General features: G+C 46.7%; 14 protein-coding genes, 1 pseudogene, 1 riboswitch and 1 other annotated feature. Of the genes and pseudogenes, 3 read left to right on the top strand and 12 right to left on the bottom strand.

Going from position 1 to position 26,242, the window contains the following annotated elements; genetic code table 11:
- Positions 1 to 4: 4 nt before the first annotated feature.
- Positions 5 to 511, bottom strand: coding sequence for a universal stress protein (locus tag E5260_RS05845; protein ID WP_003644234.1), 507 nt, complete (start codon positions 509 to 511; stop codon positions 5 to 7).
- Between the two features lie 26 nt (positions 512 to 537).
- Positions 538 to 1,941: a dipeptidase PepV gene (pepV, locus tag E5260_RS05840; RefSeq protein WP_003645262.1), complete on the bottom strand. Its 1,404-nt coding sequence runs from the start codon at positions 1,939 to 1,941 to the stop codon at positions 538 to 540.
- 126 nt (positions 1,942 to 2,067) lie between these two features.
- On the opposite strand from pepV, the gene E5260_RS05835 reads away from it, so the two are divergent.
- A complete protein-coding gene (locus E5260_RS05835) occupies positions 2,068 to 2,904 on the top strand; it encodes an NAD(P)H-hydrate dehydratase (protein WP_003643177.1) in 837 nt (278 codons plus the stop codon).
- 136 nt (positions 2,905 to 3,040) lie between these two features.
- Here the strand turns inward: E5260_RS05835 and E5260_RS05830 are convergent, their stop codons facing one another.
- The 3 genes from E5260_RS05830 to leuS form a co-directional block, all read right to left on the bottom strand.
- Positions 3,041 to 3,781, bottom strand: a complete 741-nt coding sequence (locus E5260_RS05830) for a 16S rRNA pseudouridine(516) synthase (protein ID WP_003643178.1) — start codon at positions 3,779 to 3,781, stop codon at positions 3,041 to 3,043.
- A gap of 7 nt (positions 3,782 to 3,788) precedes the next feature.
- A complete protein-coding gene (locus E5260_RS05825) occupies positions 3,789 to 5,459 on the bottom strand; it encodes a putative polysaccharide biosynthesis protein (protein ID WP_011101352.1) in 1,671 nt (556 codons plus the stop codon).
- A 523-nt stretch (positions 5,460 to 5,982) separates the two neighbouring features.
- A complete protein-coding gene (gene leuS, locus E5260_RS05820) occupies positions 5,983 to 8,409 on the bottom strand; it encodes a leucine--tRNA ligase (RefSeq protein ID WP_003643180.1) in 2,427 nt (808 codons plus the stop codon).
- A gap of 138 nt (positions 8,410 to 8,547) precedes the next feature.
- Positions 8,548 to 8,758, bottom strand: a binding site (T-box leader).
- Positions 8,759 to 8,870: 112 nt separating this feature from the next.
- Between leuS and E5260_RS05815 the strand changes: the two genes are divergently transcribed.
- Positions 8,871 to 9,554 (top strand): phosphatase PAP2 family protein, encoded by a 684-nt coding sequence (locus E5260_RS05815; RefSeq protein WP_003643181.1) that lies wholly within the window; start codon positions 8,871 to 8,873, stop codon positions 9,552 to 9,554.
- A gap of 68 nt (positions 9,555 to 9,622) precedes the next feature.
- Entirely contained in the window at positions 9,623 to 10,150 is a 528-nt protein-coding gene (locus E5260_RS05810) for a tRNA (mnm(5)s(2)U34)-methyltransferase (protein WP_003643182.1), read from the top strand.
- Between the two features lie 95 nt (positions 10,151 to 10,245).
- Here the strand turns inward: E5260_RS05810 and E5260_RS05805 are convergent, their stop codons facing one another.
- The 7 genes and pseudogenes from E5260_RS05805 to metK form a co-directional block, all read right to left on the bottom strand.
- Positions 10,246 to 10,443 (bottom strand): hypothetical protein, encoded by a 198-nt coding sequence (locus tag E5260_RS05805; protein WP_003643183.1) that lies wholly within the window; start codon positions 10,441 to 10,443, stop codon positions 10,246 to 10,248.
- Positions 10,444 to 10,529: 86 nt separating this feature from the next.
- A pseudogene (locus E5260_RS05800) lies at positions 10,530 to 10,883 on the bottom strand (poly(glycerol-phosphate) alpha-glucosyltransferase); the annotation flags it as partial.
- A 10-nt stretch (positions 10,884 to 10,893) separates the two neighbouring features.
- Positions 10,894 to 12,402, bottom strand: coding sequence for a glycosyltransferase (locus E5260_RS05795; protein ID WP_003643185.1), 1,509 nt, complete (start codon positions 12,400 to 12,402; stop codon positions 10,894 to 10,896).
- Positions 12,403 to 12,428: 26 nt separating this feature from the next.
- Positions 12,429 to 14,063, bottom strand: a complete 1,635-nt coding sequence (locus E5260_RS05790) for a hypothetical protein (RefSeq protein ID WP_003643186.1) — start codon at positions 14,061 to 14,063, stop codon at positions 12,429 to 12,431.
- 126 nt (positions 14,064 to 14,189) lie between these two features.
- A complete protein-coding gene (locus tag E5260_RS05785; protein ID WP_080004361.1) occupies positions 14,190 to 22,880 on the bottom strand; it encodes a KxYKxGKxW signal peptide domain-containing protein in 8,691 nt (2,896 codons plus the stop codon).
- Between the two features lie 384 nt (positions 22,881 to 23,264).
- A complete protein-coding gene (locus E5260_RS05780) occupies positions 23,265 to 24,767 on the bottom strand; it encodes an MDR family MFS transporter (RefSeq protein WP_003643189.1) in 1,503 nt (500 codons plus the stop codon).
- A 136-nt stretch (positions 24,768 to 24,903) separates the two neighbouring features.
- Positions 24,904 to 26,091: a methionine adenosyltransferase gene (gene metK, locus E5260_RS05775; protein WP_003644222.1), complete on the bottom strand. Its 1,188-nt coding sequence runs from the start codon at positions 26,089 to 26,091 to the stop codon at positions 24,904 to 24,906.
- Positions 26,089 to 26,194: riboswitch (SMK box riboswitch) on the bottom strand. (Overlaps the previous gene by 3 nt.)
- Between the last annotated feature and the right edge of the window lie 48 nt (positions 26,195 to 26,242).

Below are 26,242 nucleotides of genomic sequence, written 5' to 3'. Positions count from 1 at the left end.
TCAATTAAAGCCGACGAGTGGTATGCTTTGGCAGTTTGACTGGCTGTTGATCAGCATCTGTGCGCACCACCAACGTGTCACAGGTAGCATTGCGAATCACATAAGCAGCATTAGAGCCAATTAACACCCGTGCCACGTTGTTAAGACCTGTGGCCCCAACAACGATCAAGTCAGTGCCATAGCGGTCTGGTAAAGTCGTCGCTAACAATAACTTCGAATTACCTGAATGTAAGTGAACCCGCACATCGCTGACACCCGCGGCCATCGCTTGTTGGCGAGCCTTAGCGAGATTCGCTTTAAGACCGGCCGTCAATTCGTTCAATGCCTGCGGTGTCGTTGCGCCAAAACCCATCGGCCCTTGAGTCACACCAATAAATTTCTCAGTATTAATGACCGTCACAATATCCAAAGCGGCATTTTGCTCGACCGCGATCTTAATTGCTTTCGTTAAAGCTAATTGGGACTGAGGACTCGTATCGATGCCGACTAAAATGCGTTTAACCATCGTCATAACCATCACCCTCCATTAAAGGATCACTATTTGTCGGTTGCTAACACGGCAATTGATTCAGCGTAAATCGCCATTGCAGCCATTAATTCGTCAATTGGTTGGAATTCATTGGCTTGGTGCATCGTATCTTCGGTATCTGGGAAGAGTGCCCCAAAGGCAACCCCACGAGCCATCATCCGGCCATAAGTCCCACCACCAACAATTTGTGGTTGTGAGGCCGTGTCACCAGTTTGACGCCGGTAAACGTCCATCAAATCCTTGACGATCGGGTCTTCAGGGTCAACGTAATGTGGCACCATGAAGTCACCCTGCGTGACCGTGGCACCAGCTGGTAACTGTGCTTGGACTTTCGCCGTTAAATCAGCAGGTTCGATTCCCTTCGGATAACGGAAGTTCAACGTTAACGCACCACCCTTTTGATGGTCGAAGCTGAGTAACCCGACATTCATCGTCAAATCACCCATAACGTCATCCTTGTAAGCTAAGCCTAACTGGTTCGCCCGTGAATCATCGTGTAGCTTATTAGCCACGAAGTCTAAGAAAGCAGCGGCATCATCAGCAAAGGCATAGTTAGTCAAGAACGTTGCAAGGTAGGTTCCGGCATTGATCCCGTTACGTGGTTCCATCCCATGGGCGGCCTTTCCAACAACTTCCAGCTTAACGCCTTCAGGAACGACCGTTAATTCACCAGTTACTGGTTGCTGGTCCAGAAACGCTGTGAAGTCGGCCGCCAACTGCTCGTTGTCATCCGTCGCGACCACGGCTTCGGCATCACGCGGCACCATATTTTCACGCAAGCCAGAATCAAAAGAAACAAGGTTAAAGTCGCCATTATCTTCATGACCGAAGTGTAATTGCAGACTCACATTTCCCTTTTCACCATTGATCAACGGGAACATGGCATCTGGAGAGAAGCCCAAGGTTGGCGCTGGTTCAACTTCAAAGTAGCGTTTCATTCCAGTCCAATTACTTTCCTCATCTGTCCCAACGATAAAGCGAATCTTCTTATTGAGCTTCAAGCCAAGTTCTTTGACAATCTTTAAGCCATAGTAGGCCGCCATTCCCGGGCCTTTATCGTCGGAAACGCCGCGGGCATACATCTTGCCATCCTTGATGGTTGGTTCGAAGGGGTCCGTATCCCAGCCGTTACCAGCAGGCATTTCATCCACATGGGCTAAAATTGCCAAGGTTTCATCCCCCTCACCAATTTCAGCATAACCGACCAAGTTATCAATGTTCTTGGTCTTAAAGCCATCGCGTTCCGCAATCGCTAAAAACGTGGTTAACGCTTGCTTAGGACCAGGGCCTAAGGGTGCATCATCCGTCGCCTGGCTATCGTCACGAAAGCTCGGTACGCGGAGCATGGTGGTTAAATCTGCTAAATAATCATCTTGATGCTTAGTTGCTTCATTTTTCCAATCAACTGACATGTTAAATTCCTCCCACATATTGTTACCTCAATTTTATCATAGCTGTCGTCAACTTAATAATCGTAAGTAACCGCTTTTGGAAAATGGTATACTCAAAGTAAATTAACTTAGAAAGCTGGTCATTTTATGCAACCTATTACAACTGAAATTGTTAGCCGAACGATTATCAAACGACCGGCTGATTCTCACAAAGGCAATTACGGCCGAATCATGCTGATTGGGGGTAATCAAAATTTTGGTGGTGCTATCATCATGGCCGCAACGGCCGCAACATATAGTGGTGCCGGTCTGGTGACGGTCGCTACCGACCCGTCTAATTTCACGAGTCTACATGCTCGGCTACCCGAAGCCATGGTCATTGACTATCATCAAACGGACACCTTATTAAACCTGCTAGCAGGAATGGACGTTATCGTCATCGGTCCAGGCCTTGGAACAGATACCATCGCTGATCAGTTACTGACCGCCGTTCTCGCCGCGACGCACGTCCCACAACGATTGGTCATCGATGGTTCGGCGCTAACCTTGCTTGCACAGCAGGCCCGCCCCTTACCCGCCACGGACATTGTGGTCACGCCACACCAAATGGAATGGCAACGACTTAGCGGCATCGCGATCAAAGATCAAACCCCAACTGCCAATCATGACGCGCAACAACGGTTAGGTGTTATGGCCGTGGTCAAAGCTCATCGCACGACCGTCTACACTGACGAACGAGTCTGGTTCAACCCCGGTGGCACTTCGGCCATGGCGACCGGCGGCATGGGTGACACGTTGGCTGGTATGATTGGTGGCTTCGTAAGTCAATTTCATAATTTCACCGATGCCGTTCTCAGCGCGGTCTACTTGCACAGTGCCATTGCCGATGACCTCGCTGCAACGCGGTATGTCGTCTTGCCGCATCAAATCAGTACCCGCATTCCGACTTACATGCACCGCTTTAGTCAGATTGAACGCCCTTAGCTAGCTGGACCATAATGAACACGAACAAGCCAACGACATTATGCTAAAAAAGCCTCAACTAACCATGCTTGAATTCATAGTTAGTTGGGGCTTAATGATTTAGTTTAAACCAGAGTGGCCGAATTCGTAACACGCACTATTCGCCTACGGGTTGGTTCGCATCCGCCTTCAACGCTGTTAGTTCGTCATCAGTCAGCGCACGATAGTTCCCCGCTAATAAGCCAACGGGTAGCGTTAACGAACCAAACTTGATTCGCCGTAACCCGACGACCCGTTCACCTAACGTTCCGACCATCCGCTTAACTTGGTGATACTTGCCTTCATGGATCATGATTCGAATCGTGGTAAAGTTCTCGATTTCATGGAATTGAACAATCTCAGCCTGAGCCGGTTGCAATTCAGTCCCGTCCTTTAACGTGATCCCATCATTAAAATTAGCCAATTGAGCTGCAGTGATTTCCCCCGTTACTTCAGCCTCATAGACCTTCGTAACATGGTGGTTCGGCGACAATAGGTCGTGCGATAGGGCCCCATCGTTCGTAATGACCAAGATTCCCTCAGTATCTTTATCGAGACGACCCACGGGAAATAGATCGTCACGAAAATCCGTCGTATTGAACAGGTCCATCACCGTTTTCGCAGCGGAATCCGTCGTTGCCGTGATGACCCCGACTGGCTTATTCATCACATAATAGAAGTATTGTTGGTAACGGACCTGCACGTCATCTAAAAAGACGGTATCACTGCCAGGGTTAATCTGTTGTTTGCCAGAGATTACTGGCTCACCATTGGCAGTGATATGACCATCTTTAATCAGACGACGTACTTGAGTCCGCGTGCCAATTCGCATCGCATGTAAAAATTTATCTACTCGCATAATTCACCTATTTAATCCGTAATTTCCGTCGTAACCCAGCAGCTTTCGTTCCAATCATCAAATCAGCCATCCGTGAACGGAGTGCTAAGTAAACGTAAACCGCACCACCAGCGATAACTGCTAGGGCCACGATCAAGAACGATTGCGTCTTACTGTGCTCATTCAACACAAAGTTCAGCCCATAAACAACTAATCGTGCCGTGACGTACGTTAAAATCGAATAAACTAAAATTCGATTGATTTTTGGTAATAACTTCACGTACCGAATTCCAAAGTTGACTTCCAAATCATACATCGCCATCAGACTCGCAACCATCATCCCAATCGCGGTCGCAACCAGGGGCCCCGCCGTTGATAGGAAATAGATACATGGTAACTGAATCACGATTTTGACCAGTAAGCCGATCAAGTAATAGCGAATAATATCGCGGTTGCGTGATAGGCCTTGCATCAGCGCCGAAATCACCGTAAAAAAGCCTAAAGCAATCGCGGTAAATGCTGAGATCTGCAGAATCAAGGTCCCAATTTGATCATAACTATAAAAGAGCGTGTTAAGTGGTTGTGCCACTGCGGCCATCCCCAGCGCTCCGGGAATCATGATAAATAGGAATAAAATAATCGAATCTTCCAATTGTTTACGAATATTACGCATATTATGACTGGCCAATGATTCAGATAAAATCGGCACGACCGTCACGGCAATCGCAGACGCCAATGACACAATGATCATCACCAATTTGTTCGCATTAAATGCAAAGTAAGCATACAACGTATCGATCTGCTTAGTACCCAAATGGTAAACCAGCCGCATCATCGGTTGGAACGTTGCTTGATCCAACAGGTTGAAGACTGTCGTCGCGGTATCGATCACAATAAATGGAATCGCCTGAATAATAATATCGCGGAACAATTGCCAGACTGGAATAACTAGTTTGTTCTCACTCTGAGCAGCTAAGGCATTTAGCTCGGGCCGTTTGCGGAAATAATACCAACCGAGTAATAAGAAGCTGGCAGCCGCCCCGACGAATGCTGCGAATGTCGATTGGGTCACGGCATTCACCCAATCGCCGTGAGCGACGCGCATGATGAAATACGTCGCACCCAACATATAGATGACCCGAAAAACTTGTTCCACGAACTGTGAGATTGCGGACGGCGCCATCTGTTGATACCCTTGGAAGAATCCCCGGGTCAAAGACATCGATGGCAGAATCACCAAGGCAATAGCCAACGCATGCAAGACGGGAATCAGATTGGCATCATAGCCCCCAAAAGCTGTTGAAATCAAGCCAGCACCAAACCATAAAATAATGGCACCAATAATCCCAAAGGCTGACGTCAACAACAAGCCCCGCTTGAATAAGCGCTGTCCAACGGCATATTCATTCATCGCATTATATTCGGAAAGTTGTTTAGAAATTGCGGACGGAATTCCCCCGATCGCAATTAGCAGGAAAAAACTATAAATATTATATCCCTTGGCATAAAGCGCGTTACCTTGCGTATAATCAGCGCCCATCCAGATAACCCACGGGATAATATAAATCGCCCCGAGCACCCGTGAAAAGAGACTCCCAGCCGTCATCCAAGCCGACCCGCGCACCATCTTCTGGTGCGCTTCGGCTTCAGAATTCACGTGTGCATTCTGGGGCTGATTAGCTTTTGATTCCTCAGACATGTTCGTAACCCACTTTCTTAATTCAATCCTAATCATTTTAGATGAAAAACAAACAAGTTGCAATTCAATTCCGGCCTTATGCGTGAGTTTAACCGAACTTTAATGATAAGGTCTTGACAACTGCACCAGCTATTGGCGAACCGTACCGCCGTCCGATACCCTATGGCTGATACAGAAAAAAGGCCAATCCGTACGCTTTACCAGCGGCCACGATGCGGTCTCAAATTCGATTACAGCAGAGTGCCGCCATGATATCCATTTCCGCTGATTAAACCACGTTACTGCTAGTTTTAAGTTAAGCATAGGTGGTTGCACACACTCTGCCCACCAAAAACACGTGTGATTTGTCTCCCAAACCGAACCAGAACGTCCTCAGAATCTTTATTCACTTAACCAAATCAATCGTAACCGCACTAATTAGTTCTGTGAGTAGTTAAAAAATCGTGATAGCAACCAACAATTGTCAGTCACCATCACGATTAATTTAAGCGATATTCATTTAAGTTGATACTGGTCGTGGTACTTAGTTGGCAACCACGTTAACCAGTTTACCAGGAATGGCAATCACTTTACGAACTGTCTTGCCGGCCGTAAATTCCTGGATTTTTTCATCCGCCAGGGCTAGTTTTTCAAGTTCATCCTTGCCCATATCCTTAGCGACTTCGGCGTGCGAGCGAACCTTACCATTAACTTGAAGCACGATTTGGACCGTGTCTTCTACTAACTTAGATTCGTCATACGTTGGCCAAGTGGCGTAGGTGATCGTGTCATCATGGCCTAATAATGACCATAGTTCTTCCGACAAATGTGGTGCAATCGGTGACAGTAACTTCACAAAGCCTTCGATATAAATGATTGGTAAATCGTCGACCTTGTATGCTTCGTTTACGAAGACCATCATTTGTGAAATCGCAATGTTAAAGCGCATAGCTTCATAGTCTTCCGTGACTTTCTTAACGGTTTCGTTGTAGATTTTCGTCAACTTACCATCATTGATAGTCGTGATTCGATCGCGAACACGATTGTTTTCATCGATCATTAAGCGCCAAACCCGTTCGATCCACTTATTGGCACCATGTAACCCATCGGTACTCCACGGAATCGAAGCTTCCAATGGTCCCATGAACATTTCGTATAACCGCAACGTATCGGCACCATATTGGTCAACAATATCATCGGGGTTAACCACGTTCCCCCGCGACTTAGACATCTTTTCGTGATTATCACCCAAAATCATCCCTTGGTTAACTAACTTCTGGAATGGCTCCTTGGTTGGCACAACGCCTAAGTCATATAAGAACTTGTGCCAGAAACGTGCGTAAAGCAGATGTAAGACCGCGTGTTCTGCACCGCCCACGTATAAGTCAACGGGTGACCAGTACTTCAACTTGTCATAATCGGCCAAAGCTTCACGGTTGTGCGGATCAACGTAACGCAAGAAGTACCATGAACTCCCGGCCCATTGTGGCATCGTGTTGGTTTCACGCTTCCCCTTACGACCGTTTTCATCGACGACATTTACCCAGTCGTCGATATTCGCTAACGGGCTTTCACCAGTTCCTGATGGTTCCAGGTTCTTAGTTGCTGGTAACCGCAATGGTAGTTCATCTTCAGGAACCAACGTCGTTTCGCCGTCTTCCCAGTGAATAACTGGAATCGGTTCGCCCCAGTACCGTTGCCGTGAGAAGATCCAATCACGTAACCGATAGTTGACCTTCTTTTCACCGGCATGGTGTTCACCTAACCAGTCAATCATCTTATCAATAGCTGGTTGCTTAGCTAAACCGTCAACAAAACCTGAGTTGATGTGTTCCCCGTCGCCAGTGTAAGCTTGTTGGTCATAATCATTATCACCCGCAATGACAGGTTTGATTGGCAAATCAAATTTTTGTGCAAATTCAAAGTCCCGATCATCATGAGCAGGCACTGCCATGATGGCCCCAGTTCCATATGAAGCCAGAACATAATCGGCAATCCAGATTGGCAGTTTTTCACCATTAACCGGGTTGATGCCGTAGCTACCAGTGAAGACCCCGGTCTTGTCCTTATTCAAATCAGTCCGTTCAAGGTCTGACTTGCTGGCGATTTTAGCTTTGTATGCTTTGATAGCGTCCGCTTGTTCGGGTGTCGTCAATTGTTCAACTAAGTCGTGTTCAGGTGCCAAGACCATGTAACTTGCGCCAAACAGCGTGTCTGGCCGCGTTGAGAACACTTCAATCTCGGTATCGTCAGGTTGACCAGCAACCTTGAAACGAATGGATGCGCCAACTGAGCGGCCAATCCAGTTACGTTGTTGCTCTTTGATGTTTTCTGGCCAATCAATATCGTCCAGGTCATCAATCAACCGGTCCGCATAGGCCGTGATTTTGAGGCTCCATTGCTTCATTGGCACCCGGTAAACATCATAGCCACCGCGTTCCGTCTTACCATCAACCACTTCTTCATTAGAAACAACCGTTCCACCCATCATATCAGGAGCCCAGTTGACCAACGTTTCAGATTCGTAAGCCAAGCCCTTCTTATAGAGCTGTTCAAAGATCCACTGCGTCCACTTGTAGTAACTTGGATCAGTCGTATTCACTTCACGGTCCCAGTCATATGAAAAACCTAATGACCGAATCTGACGTTTGAAGTTTTTGATGTTCTTGGCCGTAAAGTCCTTCGGGTTATGCCCCGTCTTGAGCGCATATTGTTCAGCGGGTAAACCGAATGCGTCCCAACCCATTGGATGTAAGACATTGTACCCTTGCATCCGCTTGAACCGTGACATAATATCCGTGGCCGTATACCCTTCAGGATGTCCAACGTGTAATCCTTGACCAGATGGGTATGGGAACATGTCTAAGGCGTAATACTTCTTCTTATCCGTCGTATCTAATGTTTTGAAGGTTTTGTTTTCCTTCCAATAATGTTGCCATTTGCGTTCAATGACTTTATGGTTGTATGCCATAGTAGTGCCCCTTTCTTGCTGCCTTGTATGTAAAAGCTAGCATTGCGACTTTCCAACTGACTATTCAAGATGGCATTTTCATGCTTCAACTCAGTAAAAGCGGTTAAAAAACAAAAAAATCCTATAAGCCAATTAAGCTTATAGGACGAAAACGGGTTCCGCGGTACCACCTATGATTCCACGTTACCGTGGCCTCTTGGGAATCTTAACGCGAAACCACGTCCGTACCTACAATCTTGTTCAGCCGGAAGACTCGAAGGTGAGTTCATGATTGGTGAATCCCCGTTTGCAACTACCACGGAGTTTCTGCAAAACACCAGCCACTACTATTCCTTCTCAGAGTCGTAAAGTTATTGTTTTCATAGTAGCAAACCAGCACGTTTTTTTCAAGGGCCCAAGCCCCGCTGGCGATAAATTTTATCATCGGCATTAATCGGACCCCTGATAAAAATGCTATAATAATGGCAATAATTTATTTATCGGAGGAATCAGTATTGAAGCAACGATCCTGGCAACGTTCGGACAGTTTGATTCTACTTATATTTATAGGATGGTTAGGCTGGACGGCCGCGGTATGGCAACGGGCGCCTTGGTTAACACACTTTGACACCACGGTTGCTAATTTTTGGCATCATAGTCCCCAGTGGTTTCAACACGCGATGGTCACGTATACGCAGCTTGGCAATCCCCACACCATCACCATAATCACGTTAATTATCGGCCTGGCACTCTGGCTGGGCCATAACCCACGCGGCGCAGTCTTCTTTTGGGTCACCACCTGGCTGATTGCCGGCTACGGTAATTATCTCATCAAACAGGTCATCATGCGGCCACGGCCAACCGCTTGGCGACTTGTCCAAATTGGGGGGTATAGTTACCCCAGCGGGCACTCAACAACAACGACCGTCCTTATCGGTAGTCTGCTCGTGTTGGCATTTGACTACTGGCACCGCAATGCCTTGACTGGCTGGCTCACTGCCCTCGGCATAACGGCCATCTTGTTAATGATGATCAGCCGGGTCATCGTGGGCGTCCACTATCCCAGCGATACAATCGGTGGCCTTTTACTTGGAAGTGTTTTACTATATATAAGTGCGCGTTTTAGTATGCGTTATCGGCACGGACCGCTTCGATTGCGGCCCTAATTCATGAATTCAACAAGGGGGTAACACTCATTCAACTCAGTTCGGCATTAGCTTATAGCCACGCGCTAATGAACCAAGTCGTCAATCCCGGTGACCACGTGATTGACGCGACGGTTGGCAACGGCCATGATACCGTCTACCTCGCCAATCTGGTCGGGACTACTGGTCACGTCGACGGGTTCGACATTCAATCAGCGGCCATTGAAGCGACGACAACTGCCTTAGATAAAGCAGCGCTCACCCATCAAGTCACTCTGTGGCAAACGGGCCATGAACACATCGCAGATAAGATTGCCGCTGATCAACCTATCAAGTGTGCCGTCTTTAACCTGGGCTATTTACCAGGTGGCGATAAACAAATTATTACGAAACCAACGACAACGTTAACGGCCATAAAAGCCATTCAGGAACGCCTCGTCACCAACGGACTCATTATCCTGCTAGTCTATGCTGGTCATCCCGGTGGTGCGACAGAAGCACAAGCCGTTTTGGATTACGTAACGAATTTAGACCAGCATCAATTCCAAGTCCTACAATATCAGTTTATTAATCAAGTCCATGTGCCGCCATATTTGTTGGCCATTCAGAAACGTTAATTTAACGATAAATTAGCCGAAAAGACCTGTCAGACGATTAGCTTCGTCTGACAGGTCTTTTCAATTAGATACTTAACTTAAAAACCAATGGTACCTTACTTCTCCCACGGATACTTACCGTTCTCATCCTTAGGGGTATTACGCATGATCCGCTTAGTTCCCTCGTCCATCTCGTTACGCCGCTTCTTACGATTATGGTGACGAACAATTAGGACAAGACCACCGATGCCACAGTACACGATCATTCGGGTAAACATCTTAACGGTCCCATAAATGGTCATAATCATTAACATTTTGCGCCCTCCCTTGCCGTCAAATCTACTTAAGCCGTGACCTTAGCAGGCTTAAAGTAATCTAACAATGCTTGCCACTGCTTGAAAACGGCTTCCGTACCGGCCCGAAGGTAAATAATCATGATTAACTTACCACGTTCCATGACTTGAATCTGATTATCCTTTCGGGTCTTGATAGCATCGGCTGGCACTTCAAAGTCGGCCAAATCAAACCTTTGACGCTTGACCGACTGACTACCACAAAAGAAGTCAAAAAGATTAACAAAATCAGCATCGGCAATGTTGGCCCCTTCAAGCACATCGTGCAAATTCATTGCGAATACGCGGGTCACGATTTTAGCGGCCACATGGTGCTTCTTGAATAAAGTCAGTCGGTTGATTTCCGCCTGTTCGATTCCTGATTTTGAAAATTGCATGTTATCGTTTAAGAAATAATACATATGCGCCCTCCTACTTAATACCCAGTAATTGTTGCCAACGGTGCCAAACTTTTAAGTCAGTTTGTGACGTATGAAGCTTCTTAAAGGCGGCTTCGCTGAATGCCGTCAACTTCTTCGTATCCGTCATTAATTCGATGACCCGGTCACGCAGCGCCAATTGATTGCCAGGATCAACGATGAAACCGTCATGACCGTCATCAATCCAATCTTTAGGCCCATAATTAAAGCGATAACTAATCACTGGAATTCCGTGACTCATGGCTTCCGGCATACTCATTGGACCACCATCAACAATATCGGTATTGAGCAACAGCTGATAATCATCATAACGTGTTTCTAAATCAGGATGATAATCTAATAAATGCACATTATTCGTCAATTTTAATTCTTCAACCAGCTTATTCAGCGTCTTAAGATACTCTGGATCGCCGTAGCCGTAAAAGTCACACTGAATTTCTTTGACCTGTTGCTTAACTAACGCAATGGTCCGAATTAACTGATTCAGTTGCCGATCCGGCGCCAGCCGCCCAACGTATAGCAATTGCTTGGGGCGGGCCGTGATTGGCTGTAGTTTACTCTGCGCCAACGGACTCGTAGTTACAGTTGGTAACACTGTCACCTTAGCTTTAGGGAACCGCGTCCGCAGATGCTGAGCCTGACTTTCAGTAGCTGTAATGAAACCATCAAAGTGTTGCAGATTATCGAAGGCCGGTGTTAAGAACCCGTCCAACGGGGAATGAATTGGGTCATTAATATCCTTCGCCTGATAAATTGGAACCGTCACATACTTGTGAGAATCATCCTGAAGTTCCAACAACGGCTTCACACTGGTACCTGGGCGATCACTAATAAAGGTCGTCGTTTGCTTGTCCAAATGACTGAGTTCGGCCAAGAAGAAACGAAATAAATGGTTCGCGTCCTGGAAGAAGCGCTCTGCTTGATCACGATAATTCTTTAAAATCAAACGTGACGCTAGCGGATTACCGTTAGTGTCAGGTACATAGTACTGCTCAATAACGGTCTCGCCTTGTAGATTATAAAACCGTTCCAAAACCAGTTTACCGTTCTGACCAAAATATTGTGTACTGGACTTGAAGCCTCGCCAATCCCACAGGTCAGTTGAAGATAAGTTACCTTGATTGTCGAAGAATTCTTGGTAAAAGACGCGCCCAATCGTTCCAGGAATAAAGCCGACGTTGCTAACGTGTTCATCACCATTAAAAATTTTGCTAAAGTTGGCACCCACTTCTACCGCATATTCAACTGGCAGATGCATGTCATCAGTATGCAGAACTTTAGTTGGCACATCCGTGGTTTGTTGAAAGTAATCAAACATATTCAGCACTTGCTGGTTTGCTAACTGAAAAGTTCCCATGGTCTGATGTAGCAAACGGTCATACATCTTAGTCACAATCTGGGCTGGCGCTTTATAGTGGTTAAATAATTTCACCCGGTTGATTGCCGCGTGCTCAACACTCGAATTCTTGCCTAAAATATATTCATTAATGAAGTAAAACATACAGTCACCCTTTCTGTTACCTAGTATTATGCTTGTCGATATGTGTAGTTATAATAGTTGATCAACCCAGATAAGAAGTGTTCACAATCGTCAATCCGTGTCCGGAAATTGTCATGACGTGCATAGAACCCACCAATGAACTTCTGTGGATTATAGAGATACATTGCAATCTCAGGTAGAAAACACCCAGTAGTAATCTCATACAACGCACGATACCGCAATACCTGCCGTAAACGAACCAAGTCATAAGGTGCTATCAAGTCTTCATTACCTGAACGTTTAATCATATCGGTCATTTTGACGGCCGCATCAACTAACTCAAGTAATGTTGGATACGTGGTATCACGCTCTTCAATGAATTTTAGATGACTGAATACATTTTTCAAACCCAGTTTCATATAATCATGATTGTCTGGGAATACCAGTAATGCTTCATTGATTGCATAAGAAATCCAGTGATCATGGTATTTACCATAGTCATTAGCCACCATGTAATCCAAGATTTGCTTCACCAGATCCATCACATTCTTATCATGTGTTAACTCATATAGTCGGGAAAGCGCAAATGCGACTTCTCCTTCATAATAGATAATTCGATAAGCTGCTTTGACCGTTAAATCTGGATTTAGGACATGAATTAACTTACCAGACGGTTCTTGGAAGAAATGGACGCCTTTAAAAGCTTTCATTAAAACTGGCACGAAAGTATCATCCTTGGTAACGTCTTGATATTTACTCAATGCAAGTATTAACAAGGCCTGTCCACCCAACTTTAGCTCGCCATTATCATCGACGAAGATTGCGCCCTCTTTTTCAATCGTGGCGTTTTTTAAGCCCCACTGAATCGCTAACTTAACTTTTGCAAAATCTTCAGTACGCTTTGTGAATGGAATGGCTTCCAGCAAGGCATATAAGGACGAAAAATGCCGCACAACATTGTAATTGCTAAGAACTCTTTGACGAGCCGGAAAATAACCGTAGACAAATTTTCCATTGCCTTTTAACTGATTAATTAGGAAAGTTTCACCATGTTCAATAGCTGATTGCAGCTCGCTCTGCTCGTCAGTCACCACCCGAACGCCCTTACCACAATCCTCTTGCTCAGATAGATTCCAGATTTTCTGCCCGTCAGTAAATACACCAGCGGTTGTAAAGACCCAAACATTTTCTGTCTTTCGAATATCGACTGGTAGCGCTCCTTCACGCTTGTTAAGATACGGCTCTACTCGATCATAGTCGACCCAAGAACCCGAACGATTCTTACCAATTCGATGCGCTTTGCTAGGACGGAAAAATGCTTGTCCATTACTTTCCATCTCCAATAAGGCTGTCTTGAAATCTGCATCAAAACTAATACCGTATCGCCAATAGTTCATCCGAAAAGTAGCTGCCAATCGCTTTTCAAAAGTTTCTCTTGGTAACTTCTGTGTTGATTGAACTGCTTCTAATCGAACCCAACTCGCTTGAGGGGTTTTGGCTAATTGTTGTGCAACTGCTATCCAAGCTTGCTTGAAAGAATCGCAACGATAGAATCGCACTTGGGCCCGATGTCGATGATCCGATACCGAAAGTGCCAAGGTTACGGTACTTGTACCGTAATCTTTCAAATTTCCAGTTGCAATCAGTGCTTGCTTAAGCTTGGTGACAGTAGATTTTTGCATCTTAGTCTTACCTCTTTCAATTTTCTTTTATGTACGCCAAAACGGGCTTCACGCCCGTTTTGGTTAATAGTCTTATTTTACAACGTATATCGTTAGCAGTACTAACAAATCAGCTTTAAATTTTAACTATTTTTGATTCTCGTCATCTTCATCATCATCTTTACGACGACGACCGAACAAGAAGAACCACCAGCCGAGTCCAGCAGCTGCAGCCGCGGTCAACAAGCCACCGAAAATCGTTCCGGCATTATTACTTGTATCAGATGCAGTCTTACCATTCTCGTCAGTATTACTTGAGCCAACCTTATCATCAGCACTATCAGTATCAGCTGACTTCTTATCCTTATCAGAATCATTACTACTCTTCGAATCTGAATCAGTCTGATCAGAAGTTGCATCAACGTCTTGAGCGCTAGCAGCGGCATAAACCACTGATGTAGCAGCAGTTGCTGACGTTGTTGCAGCACCGTCACTGGATGGTGTCGTAACCGCCAACGTTGCGGCTGTGGCCGAGACACCACTTGTTGCTGCAGCACTCAAGCTAGTCGTACTTGTCGAAGCAGCACCGTTGTTAGAAGCAGTCGATGAAGTTGTCGTACCAGTGCCAGTACCTGAATTATTTCCAGTAGAGCCCGTCGTATTGCCCGAACCTGATCCAGTATTTGAACTGGAACTTCCATCTGAGCCAGAATTACTACCATTGTCAGAATTGGTTCCATCATTTGAATCTGAATCTGTGATTGTATCGGAGTCACTGTCGTTATTCGAATCACTGTCTGAGTCTGAGTCGTTGTCGGAACCTGAGTCGCTGTCTGAGTCAGCGTCACTGTCGGAATCCGAGTCGCTGTCCGAATCGGAATCACTGTCGGAATCCGAATCACTATCCGAGTCGGAATCGCTGTCTGAGTCGGAATCACTATCTGAGTCCGAGTCACTGTCGGAATCTGAATCACTATCTGAGTCCGAGTCACTGTCGCTATCCGAATCGCTGTCCGAGTCTGAGTCACTATCGGAATCCGAATCACTATCCGAGTCCGAATCACTATCGGAATCCGAGTCGCTGTCGGAATCCGAATCGCTATCCGAATCCGAATCACTGTCGGAATCTGAGTCGCTGTCGGAATCAGAATCACTATCCGAGTCCGAATCGCTGTCCGAGTCCGAATCGCTGTCCGAGTCCGAATCACTGTCCGAGTCCGAATCACTGTCGGAATCCGAATCGCTGTCGGAATCCGAATCGCTGTCCGAATCGGAATCACTATCCGAGTCCGAATCGGAGTCACTATCGGAATCGCTGTCTGAGTCGGAATCACTATCCGAGTCGGAATCACTATCCGAATCCGAATCACTGTCGGAATCTGAGTCGCTGTCGGAATCAGAATCACTATCCGAGTCCGAATCGCTGTCGGAGTCTGAGTCGCTGTCGCTATCTGAATCACTGTCAGAGTCAGAATCACTATCCGAGTCTGAGTCGCTGTCAGAATCGGAATCGCTGTCGCTATCTGAGTCACTGTCCGAGTCTGAGTCGCTGTCGCTATCCGAATCACTGTCAGAATCGGAATCGCTATCAGAGTCTGAATCGCTGTCGGAGTCTGAGTCGGAATCACTGTCAGAATCGGAATCACTGTCGCTATCCGAATCACTGTCAGAATCGGAATCACTATCAGAGTCTGAGTCACTGTCACTGTCCGAATCGGAATCACTGTCGGAGTCGGAATCGCTGTCGGAATCGGAGTCGCTATCAGAGTCGGAATCACTATCAGAGTCTGAGTCACTGTCGGAATCTGAATCACTATCAGAGTCAGAATCACTATCGGAATCTGAGTCACTGTCGGAGTCGGAATCACTGTCTGAGTCTGAATCGCTGTCGGAATCCGAATCACTATCGGAATCGGAGTCGCTATCGGAGTCGCTATCGGAGTCGGAATCACTGTCTGAGTCTGAGTCACTATCGGAATCGGAATCGCTATCAGAGTCTGAATCGCTGTCGCTATCTGAATCACTATCAGAGTCCGAATTACTGTCGGAATCCGAATCACTATCCGAGTCGGAGTCACTATCAGAGTCCGAATCACTGTCGCTGTCCGAATCATTATCGGAATCGGAGTCACTATCAGAGTCGGAATCACTGTCGGAATCTGAATCACTGTCAGAGTCTGAGTCGCTGTCCGAGTCGGAATCGCTATCGGAGTCTGAGTCACTGTCGCTATCCGAATCACTGTCTGAGTCCGAATCACTGTCGGAATCGGAGTCACTGTCGCTATCCGAATCACTGTCTGAGTCAGAATCACTATCGGAATCTGAATCACTATCCGAATCGGAATCACTATCCGAATCCGAATCGCTGTCGGAATCTGAATCACTGTCGGAATCCGAGTCGCTATCAGAGTCAGAATCACTATCGGAATCTGAGTCACTGTCTGAGTCAGAATCACTGTCGGAATCCGAGTCACTGTCAGAATCGGAATCACTGTCTGAGTCGGAATCGCTGTCGCTATCTGAATCACTATCCGAATCGGAATCACTGTCGGAATCGCTGTCAGAATCACTATCCGAGTCGGAGTCACTGTCGCTGTCCGAATCCGAGTCACTGTCTGAATCGGAATCGCTGTCCGAGTCTGAATCACTATCCGAATCCGAGTCGCTGTCCGAGTCCGAATCACTATCCGAATCCGAGTCGCTGTCCGAGTCTGAATCACTATCGGAATCCGAATCGCTGTCGGAGTCCGAATCACTGTCTGAATCGGAATCACTATCGGAGTCGGAGTCACTGTCGCTATCCGAATCACTGTCTGAATCGGAGTCGCTGTCGGAATCCGAATCACTGTCTGAATCTGAGTCGCTATCGGAGTCCGAATCACTATCAGAGTCTGAGTCACTGTCTGAATCCGAATCACTATCCGAATCCGAGTCACTGTCGGAGTCCGAATCACTATCCGAATCCGAGTCGCTGTCCGAGTCCGAATCACTGTCTGAGTCGGAGTCACTGTCGCTGTCCGAATCACTATCGGAATCTGAGTCGGAATCGCTGTCGGAGTCGGAATCACTATCCGAATCTGAGTCACTGTCGCTGTCCGAATCACTATCGGAATCTGAGTCACTATCCGAGTCGGAATCACTGTCCGAGTCGGAATCGCTATCGGAATCCGAATCGCTGTCGGAGTCTGAATCACTGTCAGAATCGGAGTCACTATCCGAGTCGGAATCACTATCGGAATCCGAATCGCTGTCGGAGTCCGAATCACTGTCTGAATCGGAATCACTGTCTGAATCGGAATCACTATCGGAGTCGGAGTCACTGTCGCTATCCGAATCACTGTCGGAGTCCGAATCACTGTCTGAATCGGAGTCGCTGTCCGAGTCCGAATCGCTGTCGGAGTCCGAATCACTGTCGGAATCGGAGTCGCTATCGGAGTCGGAATCACTGTCGGAATCTGAGTCGCTATCAGAGTCGGAATCACTGTCAGAATCGGAGTCGCTATCCGAATCGGAATCACTGTCCGAGTCAGAATCACCATCCGAGTCAGAATCACTATCCGAGTCAGAATCACTGTCAGAATCGGAGTCGCTATCCGAATCGGAATCACTGTCCGAGTCGGAGTCACTGTCGGAGTCGGAATCACTGTCCGAATCTGAGTCACTGTCGCTGTCCGAATCACTATCGGAATCTGAGTCACTATCCGAGTCGGAATCGCTGTCGGAGTCGGAATCACTGTCGCTATCTGAATCACTGTCAGAGTCGGAATCACTATCCGAGTCGGAATCACTGTCGCTATCTGAATCGCTGTCCGAGTCACTGTCAGAATCGGAGTCGCTATCGGAGTCGGAGTCGCTGTCCGAGTCCGAGTCGCTATCGGAATCCGAATCACTGTCAGAGTCGGAATCACTGTCGGAATCTGAGTCGCTGTCGCTATCCGAATCACTATCAGAATCCGAGTCACTGTCGGAATCCGAATCACTATCAGAATCCGAATCACTATCAGAATCCGAGTCGCTGTCTGAGTCAGAATCACTGTCGGAATCCGAATCACTGTCAGAGTCGGAATCACTGTCGCTATCCGAATCACTGTCGCCGTCAGAATCACTATCCGAGTCATCTTCACTAACATTAGCAGCTAAATCAGCATAGTAACCTGCATCATCAGCGGCACTTGAAGCTTTCTTTTTAGCTTCAGATGCTTCGGACGCTTTCTTTTTAGCTTCCTCTGCATAACTGGAAGCAGCCGAGTTTTCGCCAGCAGCTTCCGCAGAATCTGCATTTGATTGGGCGGCTGCCGCATTAGAGGCTGCAGTTGAAGCAGCTGTTGCGGCTGACTGTGCATCAGAAGCTGCTGCCGTTGCTTGTTCTGCGTAGGAGCTTGCTTCTGAGTTTTTACTTGCATATTCGCCCGCAATGTTCGCATAAGAACTAGCAACTGAACCATATTCCGTCGCTTGATTTGCGTAGTTAGCTGCTTCGCTAGCTGCAGAATCTGCCGCTTCAGTTGAAACAGCATTAACAGTCAAGTAAGCCCGGCCTAAAGTTACAGTTGTCGTGGTAGTAGTCCCGTTAGTCGTATTGGATCCAGTAATAACTAGGTAGTAATAACCGGATTGCCCTACTGTCAGATCCGACAGATTAAGTGTCGTACCAGTCTGACCACTCAGCGCTGTTCCAGTACCGTCCGCTGTTGAAGAATAATACCATTGATAAGTAACATTAGTCCCAGTACCCGTAGTCGAGCCATCTGGAACCCACGTCAAATCACTTCCTGCATCAACAGTTGCATCCTCAAGGCCACTACCAATTGTAATTGTCTTTGAAGATGAATAGCTAGTTCCGTCTGCATTTGTAATTGTTGCTGTGATTGTCACCGTTCCATTAGACACAACGGTCAAAAGGCCAGAATCATCAATTGTCGCAATGCTTGAATCACTTGTCGTCCAGGTAATCGTTCCCGTAGCATTCTCAGGGTTAGTCGTTGATGTAAACTGGCTAGTAACCTTATCGTTTGAGCCACTCGAACTGTTCGTTGGATTAATGACGTAATCATCACCAGCTATGGAAATGTTTGTTGCTGGAATATTGCTACTATAAACATCTACTTCCGCTAAATTACTTGCAAATGTATAAACTGTAGCCAAGTTTAATAAGTCCCAAGAAAACCCTTGTACGGCTTGGAATAGTAATGATCCAGTATAGCCCGCTTTGATAGTAACTGTTAATGAGCTACTGGTTGACAGTAAACCAGCACTGTCAACTGCATCATATGATTCAATATAAGCGCTGGCCTTATCTAAGGTCATCCAAGTGCCGTTGACTTGAACATACCAAGTTGTTTTTGATGATAGTGCAACCCCACCTAGTCCTAATGCTGACGAAGCTGACAAGGTAAAGGTCCCACCAGAAACGGTCGACGTCACTGCTGCGGGTTGAGAAGTCATCCCACCAGAAATAACAATCCCTAGAATTGTCGTTGCATTACCCGTATTAGTGCTTTTATATGAATTCGTATTGTTTGAATAATTCGTCGCGTTGCTAGCCGCCGTACTACCTAAAGCCGCATTGGATGTAGACAATGCCGCATATGAGGTTGCTTCACTAGCTGCTGCTGAGGCATTGGTCACATATGAGCTGGCCATAGCATAATCGCCCGCAGCTACTGCCGATGAAGCCTGGCTTGTATACTGAGCTGCCATTTCCGCAGCTGAAGTTGCGGCCGCCGCTGCACCCAAAGTTGTCACGGCATAATTATTAGTTTGTGCAACGTATGAGCTACCCAACGTGGTGTTTGACGCATACTTTGCACTTAATGAACTCGCGACACTGATTGCGTTCCCGGCTGCCGATTCAGCTGCTGACGCTGCGCTAGAAGCAGCCGTTGCAATCGAATTATAATAACTGGATTGTGCTTGCACGACCGTTTGGGTAATCGCACTCGCCGCACTCGAAGCAGCATTCAATTGATCTGTGGCATAGGTTAAACGCAAAGCCGCGTAGCTTTGTTGCAAGGCAGCCGAATTATAATTCCCGTCCGCTGCATATGAAGCAGCAAGACTTGCTGCTTCACTAGCTGCCGCAGCGTATGAACTAGCCGCTACAGCTGCAGAACTTGCCGCTGCATTATAACTGCTAGTTGCAGTGGTATTAAATGAAGAACCAGCAACGTTATATGCATTAGCAGCGTTGGCCGCATAGGATGCAGCTAACGAGGCTTGGTCACCGGCCACATTTGCCGATGACGCAGCCATACTGGCATAACTTGATGCTAAATAATCAGCAGCGGTATCACCACCATCTTCATTAACCGCATTTTTCAAAGCAGTATCGAGACTAGCTGCTGCCTCAGATGCCGCACTACTTGCAGAACTAGCATATTCAGTTGCAACACTCGCATAACTCGATGCCATTCCTGCCCAGATATTAGCACTGGTATACGCCCCTTCGGCTTCATAAGAAGCGGCCGAAGTACTGGCCATAGTTGCAATACTTGCCGCCTCCGAAGCCACACTCGCATATGAGCTAGCTGCGTTGTATGAAGAATTAGCCTGTGATGTGTAGTAGCTAGCTAATGAGCCCGTCAAGTTAGCTGAAGAACTGGCCAAACTGATCGCACTACTTGCAGCGGCAGCTTGAGAGGTTGCCACTGAGGCTGCGCTGTTGGCTTGGCTGGCATAACTGCTGGCAATTTCAGTGTAGGTCCCTTCTGGATTGGTAACAACAATGGTAATCACATTACCAGCTGCTTCAAAATTTGAAGTCAAGATTAATGCTGTAACCCGCTTACCACTAACGACTGCTTGATAATAATACGTCCCTGAAGTAGTTGCAGTTGTTGTATACGTTGCCGATGTTGCACCACTAATGGTCGTCCAAGTTGCTCCATCCGTTGAGACATACCAAACATAAGTTGGTGTACCACTTACTGAATATCCTGAATCCAAACCCACCTTGTTGGTAATTGTCACAGTATCTCCAGTCGAGACACTTTGCGTTGCCGTACTCGTCGTTAAAGTCGCATTGGAACTAACGGTTTGTTCATTGGCGACATTCGTCGAAAACTTAGCAGCTAAAGTCGCGTTAGACTCAGCAGTTGCAGCGTAACTAGCAGCCAATGAAGATGCCGATTGGGCCACCCGAGCGTATGAGTCCGCGGTGGCAGGATCACTAGCACTGACAGCAGATTTTGCAGCCGTGCTGGCGACGGCGTAGGCTGACGAAGCAGAGCTAGCGGCCGTTGCAGCACTTGAAGCATAAGCTGACGCTTGAGTACCAGTTTGCGTTGCCGCCACACTGGCCGCACTTGAAGCCGTACTCTTTGACGTATTCGCCACGTTTGCACTTGAAGAAGCCGCACTCGCCAAATCACTAATTGCAGTACTATTGGCAAAAATGGCTGCCGAACTAGCGGTGCTAGTAGCTGTGCTCCCGGCGGCGTATTGACTAAGCGCCTCCGTTGCGGCGGAGGAAGTAACTGCATAGGCAGTACTAGTGGCTTCATAGTCATTATTTGCCGCATTACTACTTACAGCGGCATATGCTGAAGATGCTGCCATCGCAGCGGTCGTTGCGTTAACCGCGGCCGTTGAAGCCGCAGCTGCCGTGCTAGAAGCGACGGCGTAAGCTGAGGTAACGGCCGTATTATTTTTGTCGTATTGCATGGCTAAGTATGCACTGTTGGCTGCTTCAGCTGCCGAGCTGGCTGCTACCGTGGCTGCAGATGCCGCACTAGATGCGGCGGAATAATTGCTACTTGCTAAATTAATTAAGCCTTGGGTAGCAGCACTGCTGGCCGTTGAGGTGGCCGTTGAAGCCAGGGCTGCGTATGAACTGGCCGCACTGGCTGCACTAAATGCTAAAGAGTTGGCATTAGCGTATGCCAATGTATTATCTACATTGGACCCCACACCATTTGTCATTGCGTCTAAGTACATGTTTGCAATACTATTGTAGTGCCGTGACAAATCAGCCGCGTTAAGCGCTTCTTGATAGGCACTTTGGGCCGCACTCACTGCTGCTTGCGTCGTTAGGTTATTGACCAAACTAGCATAACTGCTGGCAAGTGTGGCGTATGAACCGGCTAATGAAGCTGACGATGAAGCCGCCTTAGCTGCGGTACTATCGGTATTTGAGCTGGCAGCCGATTCCGACGAGTAAGCTGCAATGGCTGCCGTTGAAGCCGCCGTACTTGCAGACTTAGTCGTGCTGGCAACACTGCTTGCTGTCGAGACAGTACTTGCCGCTACGCTAGCACTGCTTGACAAACTCGTCGTACTTGAGCTAGCTGCGGAAGAACTGCTGCTATCAGTTAAACTCGATGAAGTAGCGCTTGACGAGCTCGAACTACTACTTGAACTTGCGCTGGATGCGCTCGAACTAGCCGTTGAAACACTGCTACTACTAGTACTTGATGTACTTGTCGCATTAGTCGTACTTGTTTCGCTCGCAGAACTTGCGTCTGAAGCACTGTCATCGCTGCTTGAACTATCCGATGAAGATTCGGAATTACTGTTCGAGGCAGTTTCGCTCGAAGAAGATGCCGTAGACGAGTCACTGGTAGTACTAGTTGACGTACTACTTGCCGTTGCAGCAGCTAGTGCCGCCGCACTCGCTGCTGCAGAAGACGTATCCGCCCCCGAGCTGGCACTACTAGTGGCACTACTTGCCGTATCGCTACTAGTATCCGCCGAAACCGTATCTGCATGAGATACTAACTGAGGTGCAGCAGTCAATACAAATGATGCCATCGCCGTAAATACCCAAGTACGGCCGACTTTAAACATCTTGTAGTGAACTTGCGGATCTCCCCTAAAAGATTTATGTCTCAGAAATTTCATGGTTTTGCCTTCCTTCTCTAACCTAATCAAACCCGTTTATATATGATACAAAAAACACATATATAGCATCATTGGTATACACCATCAATCGTTAGGCTATGCACTCATAATACTATGATTATGTTTTGTTAGCAATAGTTGATACCGTCAATCTTGTTACACGTTTTCCATTAATTTTCCTAAAATAGTTACCAAATAAATAATATTAATGAAAACGAGTGTAATAGGCCTCATAAAGCCCATTACACTCGTCTAACAACTTAAAATTTATTTATAACACTTATGGAAATTTTATTGAAAATTTTTCGGATTTTTTTACGTCAATATCAAATAAACGACAAATTATGAGTCACTTTGACAATTAATTTGTTGATACTAAGCCGACTAATCCTGATTTTGGTTTAAATCAGCCGCGTGTTGTGCTGCCGTTTTTTGTGGTCCGCGATCCAAACTATTCACAATAAAGGCTAGAATAACCAAACCAAGGCCAATCAGGTAGACCCAATGTAAGCCCGTATATAAGATACGATGAAGTGTCGGCAACAAATGAGACGGTAATTGCGTTGCTGTCTGTGGATTGATCAACTTGTTCATCATCGCCATGTTCGTTCCTGCATGGTGCTGAATACCTTGGTTCATCCCAACGTTCAACGCAATTCCAAAGATTGAAATCATCAACGTTTGGCCAATCGTTCGACTCAACGTATTGAAGGACGTTGCGACGCCCACGTTCTCAGCTGGCACAAGGTGTTGCGACGTGACGGTCGTTGCTGTAATTGTAATTCCGAAGCCCACGCCACCAATCGCTGTGATCAGGAAGAACCATGGGAAAGCAGTATTAACTGGCAACCACGCTAAGCAAATGCTTGTCACGAGGATGAAAGCCAAACTCAGATACAAAATCCGTCGCGGCGCCCACTTTGCCAATAACCGCCCCGTCACGAATGACCCGACGATCCACATTAACGAGCTCGGTGTCACTGCGAATCCCGCCAAAGAAGCCGGTACACCCAGTATCCCCTGAGTCCAAGTTGGAATATAAACTTCAACGGCCATTAGGAAACCACTGACTAAGGCCGCCACGGCATTCTGAATAATAAACGTGTGGTTTTTGAATAAATCCATCGAAATCACTGGTTCATCCGTGCGACTTTCACGACGAATAAATAGCCACAAACTGAGCGCACTAATGATCCAAGCAGTCCCAACGGCCACCCAACTGATAGTGGCGTTTCCCAATAGTTGGAAGCTTAGCATCAAGCACAGCAAGAAGAGCATCAGCCAAAAGCTACCCAAGTAGTCGATTTTCACGTTATTGTGACGTTTGGGTTCTCGTAAATAAAATTGAAATAGGAAAAGGGTGATCAACCCAACTGGCACATTAATGAAGAAAATCCAATGCCAGCTGAGCTTATCGACAATTAGTCCACCAATCAACGGTGCCAGCACTGAAGCAATGCCCCACGCTGAACTATTGAAGCCTAGCACTTTGGCCCGGCGTTCGAATGAATAAATATCTGCGATAATTGTCATTGAGACTGGCATTAGCGCCCCGGCACCGATCCCCTGAATGGCCCGCCAAAAAATTAGCACCGGCATCGAATTAGACAAACCGCTCATCATAGACCCGATAATAAAAATAATTAGTCCGGCTTGCATCACTGGTTTTCGGCCGACCAAGTCAGTCAGCTTTCCATAAATTGGCGTCATCATCGCATTAGTCAATAAATAAATTGAGAAAACCCAATTCATCAATGAAACCCCGTGTAAATCACCAACAATCGTTGGCAAGGCGGTCGACACAATTGTCCCTTCAATCGCACTCATAAACGTCGCGACGTAAATGGCAACCGTAACCGCCATTACGTTAGTTTTACGCTGTTGCATCTTAGTAATTCTCCTTCTCTATCAATCATTTTAAAACCCCGTGCATCTAAAATAGCCCGCAAAAAAAAGCGACCTTGAAAAAAGGTCGCTTTTAGCGTCGAGTACCTACAGACCGTAACGAATCAACGTTACCGCATTATTTAAATGCTGCTTTTAAAGCATCCACTTTATCAGTATGTTCCCATGGCAAATCAATATCGGTCCGACCAAAGTGGCCGTATGCCGCAGTTTGCCGATAAATTGGCCGTTGCAAATCGAGCATTTTGATAATCCCAGCTGGGCGTAAATCAAAGTTTTCGCGAATGGCGTTAATCAACGCTTCATCACTAACCTTCCCGGTCCCGGCAGTATCCACTGCAATCGAAACTGGTTCGGCAACCCCGATGGCATATGCCAATTGCACTTCGACCTGATCAGCTAAACCGGCAGCCACAACGTTTTTGGCAATGTAACGAGCAGCGTAACTTGCAGAACGATCAACCTTGGTCGCGTCCTTACCAGAAAAGGCACCACCACCATGATGGGCAAAACCACCGTACGTATCCACGATGACTTTCCGACCAGTCAAACCGGCATCCCCTTGAGGACCACCAATAACAAAACGACCAGTTGGGTTCACAAGATACTTAGTTTGGTCATCTAATAAATCAGCTGGTAACACAGCCTTGATGACTTGATCAATGACCGTTTGCCGAATTGTATCCAAATCAACATCAGGATCATGCTGAGTAGACAAGACCACTGTGTCGATTCGCTTAGGTTGGTTGTCTTCGTCATATTCGACCGTGACTTGGGCCTTAGCATCTGGACGTAACCACTTAATGGTACCATCCTTACGTAGCGCTGCAATTTTACGCATCAACCGATGGCTCAATGCGATTGGCAGTGGCATTAATTCAGGGGTTTCGTTGATGGCATAACCAAACATCATCCCTTGATCACCAGCACCGATTTGATCTAATGGGTCAGCATCGCCAGAACGCGTCTCCAAGGAATCATCGACCCCTTGCGCGATATCTGGTGATTGTTCATCCAATGAGACAAGGACGGCACAGTTGTCACCGTCAAAGCCGTATTGACCGTCAACATAGCCAATCGACTTGATCGTGTCACGCACGACCTTTTGAATATCAACGTAGGCCTTGGTCGAAACTTCACCGAAGACCAGCACTAATCCAGTCGTCACTGAAGTTTCAACAGCGACCCGTGCTTGTGGATCCTGGGCTAACATTGCGTCCAAGATAGCGTCACTGATTTGGTCAGCAATCTTATCAGGATGACCTTCAGAGACAGATTCAGATGTAAATAAGTGTCTTTCACTCACAATAAATTCCCCCTTGATAATTTCGGTTACAAGGCATCTAAGCATCACTTATTCTTCATTGAACAAGCTAAACTTATCCTTTCGGGAACGGCTCATAACTATATAAGGTTATCACAATCACCATTTTTTTTAAAGATTTCTGTCAAATTAT

This window comes from Lactiplantibacillus plantarum (assembly GCF_014131735.1).
Classification (GTDB): Bacteria; Bacillota; Bacilli; order Lactobacillales; family Lactobacillaceae; genus Lactiplantibacillus; species Lactiplantibacillus plantarum.
This window is presented reverse-complemented; position numbering and strand designations above follow the sequence as displayed.

What these genes read in the sequence shown, in the direction of transcription:
- E5260_RS05845 (WP_003644234.1), bottom strand. Translation starts at nt 511, where the DNA reads ATGACGATGGTTAAACGCATTTTAGTCGGCATCGATACGAGTCCTCAG.
- pepV (WP_003645262.1), bottom strand. Translation starts at nt 1,941, where the DNA reads ATGTCAGTTGATTGGAAAAATGAAGCAACTAAGCATCAAGATGATTAT.
- E5260_RS05835 (WP_003643177.1), top strand. Translation starts at nt 2,068, where the DNA reads ATGCAACCTATTACAACTGAAATTGTTAGCCGAACGATTATCAAACGA.
- E5260_RS05830 (WP_003643178.1), bottom strand. Translation starts at nt 3,781, where the DNA reads ATGCGAGTAGATAAATTTTTACATGCGATGCGAATTGGCACGCGGACT.
- E5260_RS05825 (WP_011101352.1), bottom strand. Translation starts at nt 5,459, where the DNA reads ATGTCTGAGGAATCAAAAGCTAATCAGCCCCAGAATGCACACGTGAAT.
- leuS (WP_003643180.1), bottom strand. Translation starts at nt 8,409, where the DNA reads ATGGCATACAACCATAAAGTCATTGAACGCAAATGGCAACATTATTGG.
- E5260_RS05815 (WP_003643181.1), top strand. Translation starts at nt 8,871, where the DNA reads ATGGCAATAATTTATTTATCGGAGGAATCAGTATTGAAGCAACGATCC.
- E5260_RS05810 (WP_003643182.1), top strand. Translation starts at nt 9,623, where the DNA reads ATGAACCAAGTCGTCAATCCCGGTGACCACGTGATTGACGCGACGGTT.
- E5260_RS05805 (WP_003643183.1), bottom strand. Translation starts at nt 10,443, where the DNA reads ATGTTAATGATTATGACCATTTATGGGACCGTTAAGATGTTTACCCGA.
- E5260_RS05795 (WP_003643185.1), bottom strand. Translation starts at nt 12,402, where the DNA reads ATGTTTTACTTCATTAATGAATATATTTTAGGCAAGAATTCGAGTGTT.
- E5260_RS05790 (WP_003643186.1), bottom strand. Translation starts at nt 14,063, where the DNA reads ATGCAAAAATCTACTGTCACCAAGCTTAAGCAAGCACTGATTGCAACT.
- E5260_RS05785 (WP_080004361.1), bottom strand. Translation starts at nt 22,880, where the DNA reads ATGAAATTTCTGAGACATAAATCTTTTAGGGGAGATCCGCAAGTTCAC.
- E5260_RS05780 (WP_003643189.1), bottom strand. Translation starts at nt 24,767, where the DNA reads ATGCAACAGCGTAAAACTAACGTAATGGCGGTTACGGTTGCCATTTAC.